The 14692-nt window shown below is 67.8% G+C and carries 13 protein-coding genes, 1 tRNA gene and 1 pseudogene; 7 read left to right on the plus strand and 8 right to left on the minus strand.

Going from position 1 to position 14692, the window contains the following annotated elements; translation table 11 throughout:
• Positions 1-123 precede the first annotated feature (123 nt).
• A tRNA-Ser gene (locus ACRDNQ_RS04325) sits at positions 124-213 on the plus strand.
• 52 nt (positions 214-265) lie between these two features.
• Positions 266-451, plus strand: a pseudogene (locus ACRDNQ_RS04330) (integrase core domain-containing protein); the annotation flags it as partial.
• Positions 452-572: 121 nt separating this feature from the next.
• Here the strand turns inward: ACRDNQ_RS04330 and ACRDNQ_RS04335 are convergent.
• The 7 genes from ACRDNQ_RS04335 to ACRDNQ_RS04365 form a co-directional block, all read right to left on the minus strand.
• Positions 573-1532, minus strand: a complete 960-nt coding sequence (locus ACRDNQ_RS04335) for a dipeptide ABC transporter ATP-binding protein (protein WP_431827400.1) — start codon at positions 1530-1532, stop codon at positions 573-575.
• The gene (locus ACRDNQ_RS04340) at positions 1529-2506 is read right to left on the minus strand and encodes an ABC transporter ATP-binding protein (RefSeq protein WP_431827401.1); all 978 of its coding nucleotides are present in this window, start codon (positions 2504-2506) and stop codon (positions 1529-1531) included. The genes ACRDNQ_RS04335 and ACRDNQ_RS04340 overlap by 4 nt, the downstream gene beginning before the upstream one ends.
• A 3-nt stretch (positions 2507-2509) precedes the next feature.
• Positions 2510-3409 carry an ABC transporter permease subunit gene (locus ACRDNQ_RS04345; RefSeq protein ID WP_431827402.1) on the minus strand — a complete coding sequence of 300 codons (900 nt, stop codon included), beginning with the start codon at positions 3407-3409 and terminating at the stop codon, positions 2510-2512.
• Entirely contained in the window at positions 3409-4416 is a 1008-nt protein-coding gene (locus ACRDNQ_RS04350) for an ABC transporter permease subunit (RefSeq protein ID WP_431827403.1), read from the minus strand. Before ACRDNQ_RS04350 ends, ACRDNQ_RS04345 begins: the two co-directional genes overlap by 1 nt.
• Positions 4410-5519 carry a M24 family metallopeptidase gene (locus tag ACRDNQ_RS04355; RefSeq protein ID WP_431827404.1) on the minus strand — a complete coding sequence of 370 codons (1110 nt, stop codon included), beginning with the start codon at positions 5517-5519 and terminating at the stop codon, positions 4410-4412. Before ACRDNQ_RS04355 ends, ACRDNQ_RS04350 begins: the two co-directional genes overlap by 7 nt.
• A gap of 76 nt (positions 5520-5595) precedes the next feature.
• Positions 5596-7188 (minus strand): ABC transporter substrate-binding protein, encoded by a 1593-nt coding sequence (locus tag ACRDNQ_RS04360; RefSeq protein WP_431827405.1) that lies wholly within the window; start codon positions 7186-7188, stop codon positions 5596-5598.
• Positions 7189-7639: 451 nt separating this feature from the next.
• Entirely contained in the window at positions 7640-8629 is a 990-nt protein-coding gene (locus ACRDNQ_RS04365; protein WP_431827406.1) for a LacI family DNA-binding transcriptional regulator, read from the minus strand.
• Positions 8630-8791: 162 nt separating this feature from the next.
• On the opposite strand from ACRDNQ_RS04365, the gene ACRDNQ_RS04370 reads away from it, so the two are divergent.
• The 3 genes from ACRDNQ_RS04370 (at position 8792) to ACRDNQ_RS04380 (ending at position 11549) form a co-directional block, all read left to right on the plus strand.
• On the plus strand, positions 8792-9898 hold the full coding sequence (locus ACRDNQ_RS04370; protein ID WP_431827407.1) for a fatty acid desaturase family protein: 1107 nt from the start codon (positions 8792-8794) through the stop codon (positions 9896-9898).
• A gap of 98 nt (positions 9899-9996) precedes the next feature.
• Positions 9997-10794 carry a 3-methyl-2-oxobutanoate hydroxymethyltransferase gene (locus ACRDNQ_RS04375; protein WP_431827408.1) on the plus strand — a complete coding sequence of 266 codons (798 nt, stop codon included), beginning with the start codon at positions 9997-9999 and terminating at the stop codon, positions 10792-10794.
• Positions 10791-11549: an oxidoreductase gene (locus ACRDNQ_RS04380; RefSeq protein WP_431827409.1), complete on the plus strand. Its 759-nt coding sequence runs from the start codon at positions 10791-10793 to the stop codon at positions 11547-11549. Before ACRDNQ_RS04375 ends, ACRDNQ_RS04380 begins: the two co-directional genes overlap by 4 nt.
• Positions 11550-11569: 20 nt before the next feature.
• Here the strand turns inward: ACRDNQ_RS04380 and ACRDNQ_RS04385 are convergent, their stop codons facing one another.
• Positions 11570-12601, minus strand: coding sequence for a LacI family DNA-binding transcriptional regulator (locus tag ACRDNQ_RS04385; RefSeq protein ID WP_431827410.1), 1032 nt, complete (start codon positions 12599-12601; stop codon positions 11570-11572).
• Between the two features lie 189 nt (positions 12602-12790).
• Here ACRDNQ_RS04385 and ACRDNQ_RS04390 point away from each other — a divergent pair, with 189 nt between their 5' ends.
• Entirely contained in the window at positions 12791-13516 is a 726-nt protein-coding gene (locus ACRDNQ_RS04390) for an SDR family NAD(P)-dependent oxidoreductase (protein WP_431827411.1), read from the plus strand.
• Positions 13517-13528: 12 nt separating this feature from the next.
• On the plus strand, positions 13529-14683 hold the full coding sequence (locus ACRDNQ_RS04395) for a Gfo/Idh/MocA family protein (protein ID WP_431827412.1): 1155 nt from the start codon (positions 13529-13531) through the stop codon (positions 14681-14683).
• The last annotated feature ends 9 nt before the right edge of the window (positions 14684-14692 follow it).

Genomic DNA, 14692 nt, shown 5'->3' on the forward strand with positions numbered 1-14692 from the left:
GGCCCGCCGCGCTGCCCCAAGGGTCCCCGCCACGGGTCCCTGTCGCGGACGTTTCGCTTTGCACCCGCAGATCCGTCAGTCCGCTTGCATCCGGCGTGCCGACCGGGGTAGAGGGGGGCCGACGGAGCGGTGGCCGAGTGGTCGAAGGCGCACGCCTGGAAAGTGTGTAGGCGGGAAACCGTCTCGAGGGTTCGAATCCCTCTCGCTCCGCCACTTGCCCATGTCTCTCTCGGCACAGTCCCTATTTCCCTGTTTTCCCACGTCTTTTCGGGCGCTTGGCAAGGCGAAGATCGTCATCGAGAACTGGTGCTGCCGCTACAGCACCAACCGCTCGCAGTCGTCTCTGGGGTATCGGCTACCGGCTCCGGAGGTCGTCTCGTGCCCGGCCTCGTCATCCGGAGCCGCTTCGTCAGCCATGCCGGCCATAGCGCCCGGGCCCGTCATGCACTGAGGCTGAGAGCGGACCACCCGATAAGGTGCCTGGCGCTGTCCGGGCAACGACGACCCCCGGCGCCGGCATTCCGGTGGAGACGGGTGCGGCAGGGGTGATCCGCGTCAGCCCGTCAGCGCCGTCAAGTCCCTTCAGGGAAGAAACAGGCCGCGACGTGTTCCCCTTCGCCAAGGGTCGGAAGCTCGGCGCGGCACCGTTGCTGGGCCTTCCAGCAGCGCGGAGCGAAGGGGCATCCGTCGGGAATGGCAAGCGGCGACGGCAATTCGCCCGAGAGCTTAATGCGTTCCTTCGCCGCGTTCGGCTCTGCGCGCGGCGTCGCCGAAAGCAGCGCCTTGGTGTAGGGGTGCTTTGGCGCGTCGAACAGGGCCGCTTTCGGCCCCTTTTCAACCGCACGTCCCAGATACATCACGATCACGTCGTCGGCGACATGCCGGACGACGCTCAGGTCGTGGCTGATGAACAGGTAAGCAAGCTGGAGCTGGTCCTGGAGCTGCATGAGCAGGTTGAGGATCGCGCTCTGGATCGACACGTCGAGCGCCGACACCGGTTCGTCCAGCACAAGAAGCTTCGGGTCCAGCATCAGGGCGCGCGCGATCGCGATGCGCTGGCGCTGCCCGCCCGAGAACATGTGAGGATACCGGTCATAGTGCTCGGCCCTCAGCCCCACGCGGGTCAGCATGTCCCGCGCCCGGGCTTCGCGATCCTGTTTCGACATCTCGGGGCGGTTGATGGCCAGAGGTTCCTCGAGGATCACCCCGATCCTGTGTCGCGGGTTGAGCGAGCCGTAGGGGTCCTGAAAGACGATCTGCACCGATTGCCGCAAACTGGCCCAGTCGCCGGGATGCACCTGCTTGCCGTCAAGGGTCAGCGTCCCGGCCGTGGGCGCTTCGATCATGGCCACCATGCGCGCCAAGGTCGATTTCCCGCAGCCGCTTTCGCCGACAACGGCCAGGGTCTTGCCCGCGAACAATTCGAAATCCAACCCGGCCACGGCCTTCAGCAGGCGCGGCTTGCGAAACATTCCCGCGCTGACGTTGTAGTGGCGCTGCAGCGCGCTGGCCTGCACGACAGGGCCGGTCATGAGGCGATCCTTTCGCCGGTGTTCAGCGGATAGTAACACCGCGCCTGTCCGAGCGTCTGGTCCTGCGGCGTCGGCGGCTGCGTCCTGCACCTGGCATCGGCAAACCGGCAACGGGGGGAGAACAGGCAGCCTGCGGGGCGATCGAACTGGCCCGGCACGACGCCGGGGATCGTCGGCAAGAGCCGTTCGGTCGCACGTTCGGGCAGCGCGTCCAGCAACGCGGCCGTGTAGGGATGGTGCGGCCTGTTGAACAGCGCGGCGACCGGCTGTTCCTCGACCTTCTGACCGGCGTACTGGACGCTCACGCGCTCGGCGGTTTCCGCAACGACGCCCATGTCATGGGTGATCAGCACCAGGCCCATCCCCGTCTCGTTGCGCAGCTCGGCCAGCAAGTCGAGGATCTGCGCCTGGATCGTCACATCCAGCGCCGTGGTCGGTTCGTCCGCGATCAAAAGCTTCGGCTTGCAGGAAATCGCCATCGCGATCATCACCCGCTGGTTCATTCCGCCCGACATCTGGTGCGGGAAGGCCGACAGGCGCTTTTCCGGGTCGGGAATTCCCACCTGTTCGAACAGCTCTATGGCGCGCCTGTGACACTCGGCGCGGCCAAGGCCAAGGTGATAGCGCAGCGCTTCCTTGATCTGCCAGCCGACCGTGAAACAGGGATTGAGCGACGACATCGGCTCCTGGAAGATCATCGCAAGGTCATTGCCGATGATGTGCCGTCGCTCTCTCCGGTCCATGTTCAGAAGGTCGTGTCCGTCGAAGGTGATTTCGTCGGCGGTGACCGTCGCGGTCCAGGGCAAAAGCCCCATCAGCGCCAGCATGGACACCGACTTGCCCGATCCGCTTTCGCCCACGATGGCCAGGATCTCTCCGGTATCGACGTCCTGGTCCACCGCGTCGACGGCACGGAACATGCCCGAGGCGGTGGAGAAATCGACACTGAGGTTGCGTATGCGCAAAAGGGGCATCGCTCAGCTCCGCTTCAGTTTCGGGTCCAGCGCGTCGCGCAGCCCGTCACCCATCAGGTTGATGGCCAGAACCGTCACCAGGATCGCCAGACCGGGGAAGGTCACCACCCACCAGGCGCGCAGGATGAACTCGCGCGCCTCGGCCAGCATCGTTCCCCATTCGGGCGTCGGAGGCTGCGCGCCCATGCCCAGAAAGCCCAGCGCCGCGGCATCGAGAATGGCCGTCGAGAACGACAGGGCCGCCTGCACGATGATAGGCGCAAGGCAGTTCGGCAGCACGGTGATGAACATCAGCCGCGCGCGTCTTGCCCCGGCGACGCGGGCGGAGGTCACGTAGTCCTTCTGCCGTTCCGACAGCACCGATGCGCGGGTCAGGCGGACGTAGTGCGGCTGCAGGACAATCGCGATGGCGATCATCGCGTTGGTCAGGGACGGCCCGAGGATCGCCACCAGAACCAGCGCCAGCAGAAGCGAGGGGAAGGCCAGGATGATGTCCATGATCCGCATGATGATCGTGTCGAGCCACTTGGGCGCGAAGCCCGCGATAAGCCCGATCAGGATCCCGCCCGTCGCCGCGATCGAGACGACGACGATGCCGACGAAGAAGGAAAACCGCGCGCCGACGATCAGCCGCGAAAGCATGTCGCGGCCCAGGGGATCGGTGCCCAGGATGTAGTCCCAGCTGCCGCCCTCCTGCCAGACCGGCGGCTGCAGCGTGGCGTCGCGGAACTGCGCGGTCGGGTCGTGCGGCGCGATCCAGGGGCCGAACAGCGCCAGAAAGGCGAAGACGGCGAAGATCCAAAGCCCGATGACAGCGCCCCGGTTTTCCCGGAAGTAGAACCAGAACTCGCGCAGCCGTCCCGGACGTGCCTCGGACGTGGGGACTGAAGTCGTGTCGGTCATCAGCGCTTCCTGATCTTGGGATTGATGACGCCGTAAAGCATGTCGACGGTCAGGTTCACGATCATCACCATCACCGCGATCAGCAGCAAACCGCCCTGGACCACCGGGTAGTCGCGGCGGAAGATGCTGTCGACCATCCACTTTCCGATGCCGGGCCAGCTGAAGATCGTCTCGGTCAGGATGGCGCCGGCCAGCAGCGTGCCCACCGACAGGCCGATCACCGTGATGACCGGGATCAACGCGTTGCGCAGCGCGTGGATGCCGTTGATGCGGCCCGAGGTCAGGCCCTTGGCGCGCGCGGTTCGGATGTAGTCCTCGCCCAGCACCTCCAGCATCGCCGAGCGTGTCTGCCGCGCGATCACCGCCAGCGGGATCGTCCCCAGCACGATCGTGGGCAGGACCAGATGGCGCAGCGCCGAGGCGAGCGCCCCCTTCTGCCCCGAGGCCAGGCTGTCGATCAGCATGAAGCCGGTCGGATCGGGGAAGTAATAGATCAGGTCGATCCGCCCCGATACGGGCGTCCACTGCAGGATCCCCGAGAAGACGATGATCAAGAGCAGCGCCCACCAGAAGATCGGCATCGAATAGCCCACAAGGGCGGTGGACATCAGCGCGCGGTCGAAGAACTTGCCCCGGTTGACGGCCGCGATCACCCCCGCGGGCAGCCCCAGGACGACAGCGAAGATCATCGCGCAGACCGACAGCTCGAGCGTTGCGGGGAACAGCGCGAAGAATTCGTCCCAGACCGGCTTCTTGGTGACGAAGGAATTGCCCAGATCGCCCTGCAGCACGCCCGTCAGGTATTCCCAGAACTGCACATAGATCGGCCGGTCGAAGCCGAACTGCTCGGACAACTCTGCATAGCGTTCGTCCGTCAGGCCCCGCTCGCCCGCCATCACGATGATCGGATCTCCGGGCAGCACGCGGATGAACCCGAAGGAAATCAGCGTGACGCCCAGGAAGGTCGGAACGAAGGTCAGCAGACGGCTGAGGATGTAATTCAGCATGGCAGCACCGTAAGCTCCTTCGGAAAGCTGGTCAGCGAGACGCATCCACCCTCGGTGATCAACACGTCGTCTTCGATCCGCACGCCGAAATTGTCGATCTGATAAAGCCCGGGCTCGTTGGTATAGACGGTGCCCGCGGGAAGGACCTGGTGGTTGCCGCGCATGATGTAGGGCGCCTCGTGCACGTCGCGGCCAAGCCCGTGGCCGGTCTTGGTGCGGATCCGGTCGGCAAAGGGCGAGGCCTCGAGAACGCCGGTCACCGCATCGTCGATCTCGTGCGCGGTCACGCCGGCGCGGGTGACCTCGAAGCCCTTGAGGTTCGCCCGAAGCACCGTGTCATAGACCGCCTGCGCCTCGTCGGTGGCATGGCCCAGGAACACGGTGCGGGTGATGTCGGCGGCAAATCCGTGCTTGCGCGCGCCGAAATCCAGCAGCAGCGCATCGCCCGCCTTGATGGCGTACCCGGCGCGCGCCTTGGCATGTGGCCGCGCCGATCCGTCTCCGGCCGCGACGATGGGCGCAAACGACTGATCCTCGGCCCCTTCGGCAAAAAGCGACCGGATCAGCACCTGTTCGATTTCCTTCTCGGTCTGACCCGCCCGCACGGTTTCGAGCGTCCGCGCCAGCGCGCGTTCCGAGATTCCGATCGCCTCGCGCAGCGCGGCGATCTCGGCGGGCGCCTTGATCATGCGAAGGCCGGAAATCTGCTTCTCGGCGTCGATGATCCGCAAATCCGGCTGCGCGCGGATCAGGGCATGATGCACGAAAACCCGCATCACCTGACCTTCGACCCCCAGCGACCGGATGCCGAGATGCGCCATCAGGGCCGAAAAGGCGGCATCGTAGCCGTCCTGGTCGCGCCAGTCGAAGACGGCGCCCTCGAAGCCCACCAGATCCCAACTGCGAAGCTCGAGATTGGGCACCAGCGCGGCGGCGGGGCCACGGGCCGGGATCACCAGAACGAACGGGCGTTCATGGCTCATGAACACGTGTTCGACGGCGCGGGTGAAATTCGGGCCGGGGACAAGCGCCACGGCATCGAGCCCAAGCTCGGCGGCGACGCCGGCATAGGCTGACAGGCGATCGGTCAGGGAACCTGGCATGCTCGGACCATCATCTGCCGCTATTCTGAAAGGGGGCGGCGCAAGCGACGCGCCGCCCCTCGTTTTCGGGTCGCGGTTACTGCGACAGACCCACGGCGTTGAAGATGTGCCCGCCAAGCGGGTGCACGACATAGCCTTCGACTTCGGGACGCATGGTCATGTAGACGACCGAATGCGCGATGGTCGCCCAGGGGGCCTGCTCCTTGAAGATGACCTGAGCCTGTTCGTAAAGCGGCTCGCGCTCGGCCTGCGTCGGCAGAACCTTGGCCTGCTGGATCAGGTCTTCGAACGGCTGGTAGCACCACTGCGCCCGGTTCGAGTTCTCGCGGCCGTCGCAGCCAAGCAGAACCGCAAGGAAGTTGTCCGGATCGCCGTTGTCACCCGTCCAGCCCAGCAGGATCGCGCCGTCGCGGTCTAGTTCGCGCGACCGCGACAGGTACTCGCCCCATTCGTACGAGACGATTTCCACCGTCACGCCGATCTTGGCGAAGTCTTCCTGCATCAGTTCGGCCATCCGGCGGGCGTTCGGGTTGTAGGGTCGCTGCACCGGCATGGCCCAGATCTTCATGTTGAGATCCGTCACACCCTCGGCTTCCAGCATCGCCTTCGCGGCCTCGGGATCGTAGGGATCGTCGACCACGGCGTCGTTGTAGGACCACATCGTCGGCGGGATCGGGTTCTTGGCGATCTGGCCGGAGCCCTGGAACACCACGTCGATGATCGCCTGCTTGTCGATCGCCATGTTCAGCGCCTTGCGGACGTTGGCGTTGTCATAGGGCGGAACGGTCGTGTTGTAGGCCAGATACCCGATGTTCAGACCTTCCTGTTCCATCACCACGATGTTCGGATCGTCCTGCATCGCCTTCACGTCGGCGGGGTTCGGATAGGCCATGACGTGGCATTCGCCGGCCTGCACCTTCTGATAGCGCACGCTTGCGTCGGGCGTGATCGCGAAGATCAGCGATTCGACCTTGGCCTTGTCGCCCCAGTAGTCGTCGTTGCGCAGATAGCGAATGACCGCATCCTTCTGGTAGGCCTGGAACCGGAACGGACCGGTGCCGATCGGCGCCTGGTTCACCATCTCGGGTGTGCCGGCGGCCAGCATCGCGTCGGCGTATTCCTTGCTGACGATCGAGGCGAAATCCATGGCCATGTTGGCGATGAAGGGCGCTTCGGGGCGCGTCAGCTTGAAGACCACGGTATAGTCGTCGGTCTTCTCGATGCTTTCCACGAGGTCGGGCATCGACATGCCGCCGTAATACTCCCAGGTCCCGCCCGAGACCGTGAAATAGGGGTTCGCCTCGTTGCCCTGACGGTCGAAGCTGAAGATCACGTCGTCGGCGTTGAAGTCGCGGGTCGGGGTGAACATGTCGTTCGAATGGAACTTGACGCCCCGGCGCAGATTGAAGGTCACCGTCTTGCCGTCTTCCGAGACAGTCCAGCTTTCGGCCAGCCCGGGGATCACCTCGGTCGTGCCAACCTTGAACTCGGTCAGGCGGTTGTAGATCGGATGGCTCGACGCGTCGAAGGTCGTGCCGGCCGTATAGAGTGCAGGATCAAATCCTTCCGGCGATCCTTCGGAACAATAGACCAGCGACTGGGCCGATGCCGCCGACGCACCGAATGCGGCGACGGCAAGACCGATCGCAAGTTTCTGTTTAAGTGACATGTTTTCCTCCACCTGTCGTTTGGATTGCAAGCTTCACCCGTGACCCGGGTCACCGACCGACAAGACTGATTTCAAGTGTCGGAAACTCACACGCCAAAGGCTGTTGCGTTTTTTTCGGCCCATTGAATCCTTCCCATGGGCAAGCGAGGTGCATTCGACCACGGTTGACAGATGTTGCCAAGCGGAATGTCTGGATCCGCTTCGGCCGCCGCGCCGGCCGCGCCTCAGGATGCCGGGTGACACGGATTTTCCCGCCACTGCCCTGCGCCACGAGCACAGGTCCGGCGGCGGCATCGACGGGCGCGATTGCAGCGTCGCACCCCTCTGATCCCGACGGCGTCGCCAACTCGGGGGGCGGTGCAGGCAACGGCATGGAGAAGCGGGGGACGGGACGTCATCGGCCGCTCGGTCGTCGTCCAGCCAGGCGCGACAGACGTGGACCGCGATGGGGCTACGGCAGGTTCTCGCGCAGGATCAGCCGGGGCGACAGGCGCGGCGGCTCGACCGGCTGGCCGCGGGCCGCGGCAGAAAGCGCCGCGAAGGCGGCGCGCATTTCTTCGGCGGGGGACTGGTCGATCACCGCGTCGAGGATGCCGTCGATCAGGAAGCCCCGGTTCTCGGCCGTCAGTTCGTGGGCGATCGTGACCACGTCGCGGCGCCCCGCCTCGGCCAGCGCCGCGGCGATCCCCACCGTGCCGCCGCCCGCGTTGTAAAGCCCTGCGAGGCCGGGATGGGCGGACAGCAGACGCAGCGTCTCGGCCCGCGCGCGGGCGCGGTCGTCGCGGCTTTCGCGCAGCGCGAGGATGTCGAGATGCGGGAACTCCTCGGCCAGCACCTGACGGAACCCCACCTCGCGCTCGGCATGGCCGCTATAGCCCAGATGCCCCACCACGAAGGCCACGGCCCCGCGTGCCCCCGGCCCGAGGAACCGGCCAAGCGTATAGCCCGCAAGCCGCCCCGCCGCGATGTTGTCGATGCCCACATAGGCCACCCGCGGCGCGTCCGCGATGTCCGATGCCAGGGTGACGAGCGGCACGCCACGGGCGGCAAGCCCCCGGATCGCCTCGCGCAGGGCAGGGTGGTTCAGGGCGACCACGGCTACCCCGTCGGTCGGGCCGACATGGGCCAGCGTCGCGGCCAGAGCGGCCGCGTCGAGGCTGGGCGCGCGCAGGATCTCGACCGTCACATGCGGCGCCGCCTGCGCGCGGGCCTGGCGGGCAAGTTCGGCGATATAGGCGTTGGCGCCGGCAGGCAGGACCAGGTGAAAGCCAAGCGGGGCGGGGGCCTCGGGCAGGTCCGGCAGGTATCCAAGGCGGCGGGCCGCCGACAGCACCAGCGCCCGGCTGCGCCGCGACACCCCGGGCCGGTCATGCAGCACGCGGTCGACCGTGGCCGGCGAGACCTGCGCCGCGGCGGCGACATCGGCAAGGGTGGGGCGCATGGGGGCTCCTGATGGAAGTTGAGGTATTCTGAGGTGTTCCCGGGCGCTCGGCAAGAAATTCGCACGGCGCCGCCTCACGGCGCCTCAGGCGGCCGTTGACAGCGTGCGGCCTGCCTTGCACCGATGTGGACTGACGCGGATCGCTGGACGAGGGAGGCGCCCATGATCTTCGATGCAGCGGGGCACCCGGCCCGCGACTATTCCCTGTCCGGCCCCGAGCGCGACCGTGCCATCGCACGCGGGCTGGCGGCGGCCGAGTGGTACCACTCCGACGTCCCCCGCAAGGAGATGAAGGCGCTGATGCAGCGCAGCGACCAGCCCGCGATCCGCGACACGGCCCTGTGGATCGGCCTGCTGGTGGCCACGGCCGCGGGCGGCATCGCGCTTTGGGGCAGCTGGTGGGCGGTTCCCTTCTGGCTTGCCTACGGCGTTCTCTACGGCTCGGCGTCGGATGCGCGCTGGCACGAATGCGGCCACGGCACGGCCTTCCGCACCGGCTGGATGAACGACGCGGTCTATCTTCTGGCCAGCTTCATGCAGATGCGCAATCCGATCAGCTGGCGCTGGAGCCACGCGCGCCACCACACCGACACGATCATCGTCGGCCGCGACCCCGAGATCGCGGTGATGCGGCCGGTGGATTTCGCGCGCAAGGCGCTGGCCTTCATCGGCATCCCCGACGTCGTCCAGCATTTCGCCGTGCTGGTGCGCAACGCCCTTGGCCGTTTCGGACCGGACGAGCGCGACTACATCCCCGACAGCGACCTGCCGCGCGCGACGCGCTGGGCGCAGATCTTCGTCGTGGTCCACCTGGCCGCGTGGCTCTGGGCGCTGCTGAACTGGTCGCTGATCCCGGTTCTTCTGATCGGCGGGCCGCGGATCTACGGCTGCTGGCAGATGGTGATGACGGGGCTCCTGCAGCACGGCGGGCTGGCCGAAGACGTGCTGGACCACCGGCTCAACTCGCGCACGGTGCTGATGGACCCGGTCAACCGCTGGCTCTACCTCAACATGAACTACCACGTCGAGCACCACATGTTCCCGATGGTGCCCTACCATGCGCTGCCCCGGCTGCACGCGCTGATCGGGCACGACCTGCCGCCGCCCAACCCTTCGATCCGCCACGCCTATGCCGAGATGATCGGCGCGCTGATCCGCCAGCGGCGCGAGCCCGGCTACTACCTGCGCCGCACCCTGCCGCCGGGCGCGCGGCCTTACCGCGAAGACCTGCACCCGGCCAGCGCCGTGCCGAAGACGCCCGCCGCCTGAAAGGACAGCGCCATGCCCGACCGGATCGATGTCTGCCACGACGAGGGGCCCGGGAGTGTGATCGGCGCCGACCGCGTCGGCCGGATCGAGGTCGGGCCGTGACCCGCGCGCGCCCCACCGTCGCCGATCTGCGGCGCCAGCGCGGGCAGCGCCAGATGACGATGCTGCGCTACTTCACGCTCGATGAGGCGGCGGCGGCCGAGGCGGCAGGCATCGATATCGCCAGCGTGCCGCCCGACCTTGTGACCCACCCCCGCTACCGCGACGTTGCGCCGGGGGTCTTTACCATGACCGGCAAGACCCACCTGGAATACGGCTCGACCGACGACTACCTCGCCTTCTGCGGCCGGATGATCGAGGCGGGGGCCGATGCGCTTTACTGCTCGGGATCGCTGCGGACGGTCGAGCGTCTGGCGCGGGAATACATCCCCGTCGTCGGCCACGTGGGCCTTGTCCCGTCGCGCGCGACCTGGACCGGGGGTTTCCGCGCCGTGGGGCGCGATGCGGCCAGCGCCATCCGCCTTTTCGAGGAATGCCGCGCCTACCAGGACGCGGGCGCCATCGCGGTAGAGATCGAGGTCGTGCCAGACGAGGTGGCGCGCGCGCTCCACGACCGGCTCGACATCCTGCTGTGGTCCATGGGCGCGGGCGCGGGCTGCGACGCGCAATACCTTTTCGCCGAGGACATTCTGGGCGAGGGGCGCAGCCGCGTGCCGCGCCATGCCAAGGTCTATCGCGACTTCGCCGCCGAGTATGCCCGGCTCCAGGCCGAACGCGTGGCAGCCTTCCGCGAGTTCTCCGAAGACGTCGCCGCGGGCCGCTTCCCCGAGGAGGGCCACATCCTGCGCATGGACCCGGCCGAACATGCGGCCTTTCTCAAGGGGATCGGCGGATGAGGGTCTCGCTTGAGGACAAGGTGATCCTTGTGACCGGCGCGGCCCGGGGCATCGGCGCGGCGATCGCCGGTCAGGCCGCCGAAAGCGGCGCGGCGGCGCTGGTCCTGACCGACCGCGACCCGGTGCCGGGGCGCTGGCCCTGCCCGGTCGAGACGGTGGCGGCCGACCTGGCCCTTCCCGAGGGCCCGCCCGCGGTGATCGCCGCGGCGCTGGCGCGCTTCGGGCGGATCGACGGGCTTGTGAACGCCGCGGGACTGACCACACGGGGCAGCTTCGCCGATGCCGACGTGGCGCAGTGGAACCGGATGTTCTCGGTCAACGCGCGGGCGCCCTTCTTCCTGATGGCCGGGGCCATCGCGGACATGACCGCCCGCGGCGCCCCCGGCGCCATCGTCAACATCCAGTCGATGAACGCTCATGGCGGCGCGCCCGATCTGACGGTCTATGCCGCCACCAAGGGCGCGCTGCAGGTGCTGACGAAGAACGCGGCGCACGCGCATCTGCGCGACCGCATCCGGGTGAACGGGATCAACCTTGGCTGGGTCGATACCGAGTCCGAGCGCACCATGCACGAGGTGACGCTTGGCAAGGGCGAGGGCTGGCTGGCCGCGCAGGCAGCCGGGTTGCCGCTCGGGCGCTTCGTCAGCGCCGAGGACGCGGCGCGGCTGACCGTCTGGCTGCTGTCCGACGCCTCGGCGCCGATGACCGGCGTGTCGGTGGACCTCGAACAGATCGTGACGGGCGCGCTATGCTAGGGCAGGGGCCTTCCGGGCCCTCAAGGCGGTGGCGCGGTCGACGCGCGCAGCACCAGATCGACGGGGATCAGCGGTTGCGGCTCGGGCGCGGGACGGCCCTTCAGGCGCGCAAGCAGCACCTCGGCGGCACGGCGCCCAAGGCGATGTCGGTCCTGCCGGATGGTGGTGAGGGCGGGGACGTACGAGCGCGACATCTCGATGTCGTCGAACCCCACGACCGAGATGTCTTGCGGCACGCGCAGCCCCCCCGCCTGCAACCCGGCGATAAGACCGAAGGCCACCATGTCGGCCGAGCAGAACACCGCCGTCGGCCGTTCGGCCATGGCCAGGATGCGCCGCGCGGCCTCGTGCCCCGACTCGAGCGAGAAATCGCCGCGGATGATCCAGTCCTCGCGCGCGGGCAGGCCAAGGCGGCTGCGCTCGTGCAGCATCCCCTCGCGTCGGGCAGCGGTCAGGACGTTGCCCTCGGGGCCCGTGACATGGGCGATACGGCGGTGGCCGAGGGCGTGCAGGTGCCGGATCGCCAGCCGCGCGCCCTCGGCATTGTCGGCCGCGATCACCGGGAAAGCCTCGCCCTCGACCCATTCGCACAGGAACACGATGCGCCCCGCCACGTCTTGCGCTTCGCATTGGCGCAGCGCCGCGCGCGGCAGCCCCCCGTCGAGCGAGATCGCCCCGTCGATGCGCCCGTCGAGGAAATAGCCGGCAAGCGCGCCCTCCTGCAAAGGGTTGCTTTCGGTATCGGTGATGAGGACGGCATAGTCGGTGCCCGCGAAGCCGTCCGAGATACCGGCGAGGATGCCGGAGTAGAAGGGTTTGCCGAGGTTCGGCACAAGGATCAGCACCGCGCCCGCGCGCTGCATCCTGAGGTTGCGCGCCGCCTGGTTCACCCGGTAGCCGGTGGCGCGGATCGCTTCGAGCACCGCCGTTCGCGTTCGCTCCGACACCAGATCGGGGTTCGACAGGGCGCGGCTGACCGTGGCCGTCGAGACCTTTGCGGCGCGGGCGACATCCTGGATCGTCGCGGTTTTCTGGGCCGTCCTCTGGGTCATGGTGCCGGGCCTGTGGCCGCGATTTCCCCGCTTGACTCGAATCTGTTCCGATGGGGAGTATGTAATCGATTACATCATCCGCAAAGCCGTATCTCGCGGGATGTAAACGATTACAGACGCGGCCGAAGCCGCGCGATGGGAGGAACGGATGATCCGGGGTGGCGTCGCCTGCGCAAAGGCCGGCCGCGCATGAGCGCGGGGGTCTCCTTCGACTTTTCCGGCGCGCGGGTCCTGGTGATCGGCGCAAGCCGCGGCGGCATCGGCGCCGCGATCGCGCGCGCCTTCCGCGCCGCAGGCGCCGAGGTCGGCATCACCGGGGCCGAGGACGCGCCCGCCCCCGAAGACGCCGCCCTTCCCTATACCCGCCTCGACGTGACCGACACCGCCGCCGTGGACGCCTGCGCCGCGGGCCATGCCCGGCTCGACGTGCTTGTGAACTGCGCCGCAACCACCCGCCGCGGCGAAGAGATGGCACCGGCCCTTTTCTCGCACATCCTCGACGTCAACCTGACAGGGTCCCTGCGCACCGCGCTTGCGCTCCATCCCGCGCTCAAGGCCGCGCGGGGGCGGGTCATCAACATCGCCTCGATGTATGCCCGGTTCGGGAGCCCCCGGAACCCGGCCTATGGCGCCTCGAAGGCGGGGGTGGAGCAACTGACGAAATCGCTCGCGATCGCCTGGGCGCCCGACGGCATCCGCGTGAACGCCATCGCGCCGGGCTTCATCGTGACCGAGCAATCCGCCCGCGCCCGGCAGGATCCGGCCTTCGTTGCCGGGATCGAGGCGCGCACGCCGATGCGCCGCTGGGGCCAGCCCGACGACATCGTGGGGGCCGCGCTGTTCCTTGCCTCGGACGCGAGCGGCTTCGTGACGGGCGCCTGCCTGCCCGTGGATGGGGGGTATTCGGTTGTCTGAGGGGGAACGCGCATGACGGGATATGCGGGCATCGGCGCCGCGGTGATCGGCACGGGCTTCATCGGCACGGTGCATGTGCAGGCGTTGCGGCGGCTGGGCGTGCAGCTTCGCGGCGTGCTTGGCAGCTCGGCCGACCGCGGGGCCGAGCGCGCGGCGGCGCTGGGCGTGGCCCGGGCCTATGGCTCGCTCGACGAGGTGCTGTCGGACCCGGGGGTTCAGGTGGTGCATGTCACCTCGCCCAACCACGCGCATTACGCGCAGGTCAAGGCGATCCTCGGCGCCGGCAAGCACGTGATCTGCGAAAAGCCGCTTGCCATGACCAGCGCGCAGTCGGCCGAGATGGTAAAGATCGCCCGCGCCTCCGGCAGGGTCGCGGCGGTCTGCTACAACATCCGCTTCTATCCCCTGAACCAGCAGGCCTACGGCATGGTCAGGGCAGGCGAGCTGGGCGACATCCGCTTCGTCACCGGCCATTACCATCAGGACTGGCTGGCCAAACCCACGGACTGGAACTGGCGCCTGCAATCCGAGATCGGCGGCGCGCTGCGGTCGGTGGGCGATATCGGCACGCACTGGATCGACCTGACAAGCTTCATCACCGGAATGAAGGTGACCGAGGTCCTGGCGGAACTCGCCACCTTCCTGCCCGAGCGGCAGAAACCCACCGGCCCGGTCGAGACCTTCTCGAGCGTGGCGGGCGCGACCGAGACCGTCCGCGTCGACACCGACGACGCCGCGATGATCATGCTGCGCTACGACACCGGTGCGCGCGGTGTGATGAGCACGAGCCAGATCAACACCGGGCGAAAGAACGCGCTGCACTGGGACGTCGCGGGCGCCAAGGCCAGCGTCGCCTGGGACAGCGAGACGCCCGACCACCTTTTCGTGGGCCACCGCGACGCACCGAACCAGCTGATGATGCGGGACGTCACGCTGATGAACGCCCCGGGTCGCGCGGCGGCAAGCCTGCCGCCCGGGCACGTGGAAGGCTTCGCGGATTCGTTCTTCAACTTCTTCCGCGCGGTCTACGGTGACGTGGCGGCAGGCGGGCGCAGCCCCAACGCGACCTGGGCCAGCTTCGAGGACGGGCACTACGAGATGCAGGTCTGCGACGCGGTGCTGCGCTCGGCGCGCGAGGGGCGCTGGGTCCGGCTCGACGAGATCTGACGGAGGGAC

Origin of the sequence: Saliniferula longa, assembly GCF_050789285.1 — a bacterium.
In the GTDB taxonomy this organism is placed as follows: Bacteria; Pseudomonadota; Alphaproteobacteria; order Rhodobacterales; family Rhodobacteraceae; genus CAVPWP01.

What these genes read in the sequence shown, in the direction of transcription:
- ACRDNQ_RS04335 (WP_431827400.1), bottom strand. Translation starts at nt 1,532, where the DNA reads ATGACCGGCCCTGTCGTGCAGGCCAGCGCGCTGCAGCGCCACTACAAC.
- ACRDNQ_RS04340 (WP_431827401.1), bottom strand. Translation starts at nt 2,506, where the DNA reads ATGCCCCTTTTGCGCATACGCAACCTCAGTGTCGATTTCTCCACCGCC.
- ACRDNQ_RS04345 (WP_431827402.1), bottom strand. Translation starts at nt 3,409, where the DNA reads ATGACCGACACGACTTCAGTCCCCACGTCCGAGGCACGTCCGGGACGG.
- ACRDNQ_RS04350 (WP_431827403.1), bottom strand. Translation starts at nt 4,416, where the DNA reads ATGCTGAATTACATCCTCAGCCGTCTGCTGACCTTCGTTCCGACCTTC.
- ACRDNQ_RS04355 (WP_431827404.1), bottom strand. Translation starts at nt 5,519, where the DNA reads ATGCCAGGTTCCCTGACCGATCGCCTGTCAGCCTATGCCGGCGTCGCC.
- ACRDNQ_RS04360 (WP_431827405.1), bottom strand. Translation starts at nt 7,188, where the DNA reads ATGTCACTTAAACAGAAACTTGCGATCGGTCTTGCCGTCGCCGCATTC.
- ACRDNQ_RS04365 (WP_431827406.1), bottom strand. Translation starts at nt 8,629, where the DNA reads ATGCGCCCCACCCTTGCCGATGTCGCCGCCGCGGCGCAGGTCTCGCCG.
- ACRDNQ_RS04370 (WP_431827407.1), top strand. Translation starts at nt 8,792, where the DNA reads ATGATCTTCGATGCAGCGGGGCACCCGGCCCGCGACTATTCCCTGTCC.
- ACRDNQ_RS04380 (WP_431827409.1), top strand. Translation starts at nt 10,791, where the DNA reads ATGAGGGTCTCGCTTGAGGACAAGGTGATCCTTGTGACCGGCGCGGCC.
- ACRDNQ_RS04385 (WP_431827410.1), bottom strand. Translation starts at nt 12,601, where the DNA reads ATGACCCAGAGGACGGCCCAGAAAACCGCGACGATCCAGGATGTCGCC.
- ACRDNQ_RS04390 (WP_431827411.1), top strand. Translation starts at nt 12,791, where the DNA reads ATGAGCGCGGGGGTCTCCTTCGACTTTTCCGGCGCGCGGGTCCTGGTG.
- ACRDNQ_RS04395 (WP_431827412.1), top strand. Translation starts at nt 13,529, where the DNA reads ATGACGGGATATGCGGGCATCGGCGCCGCGGTGATCGGCACGGGCTTC.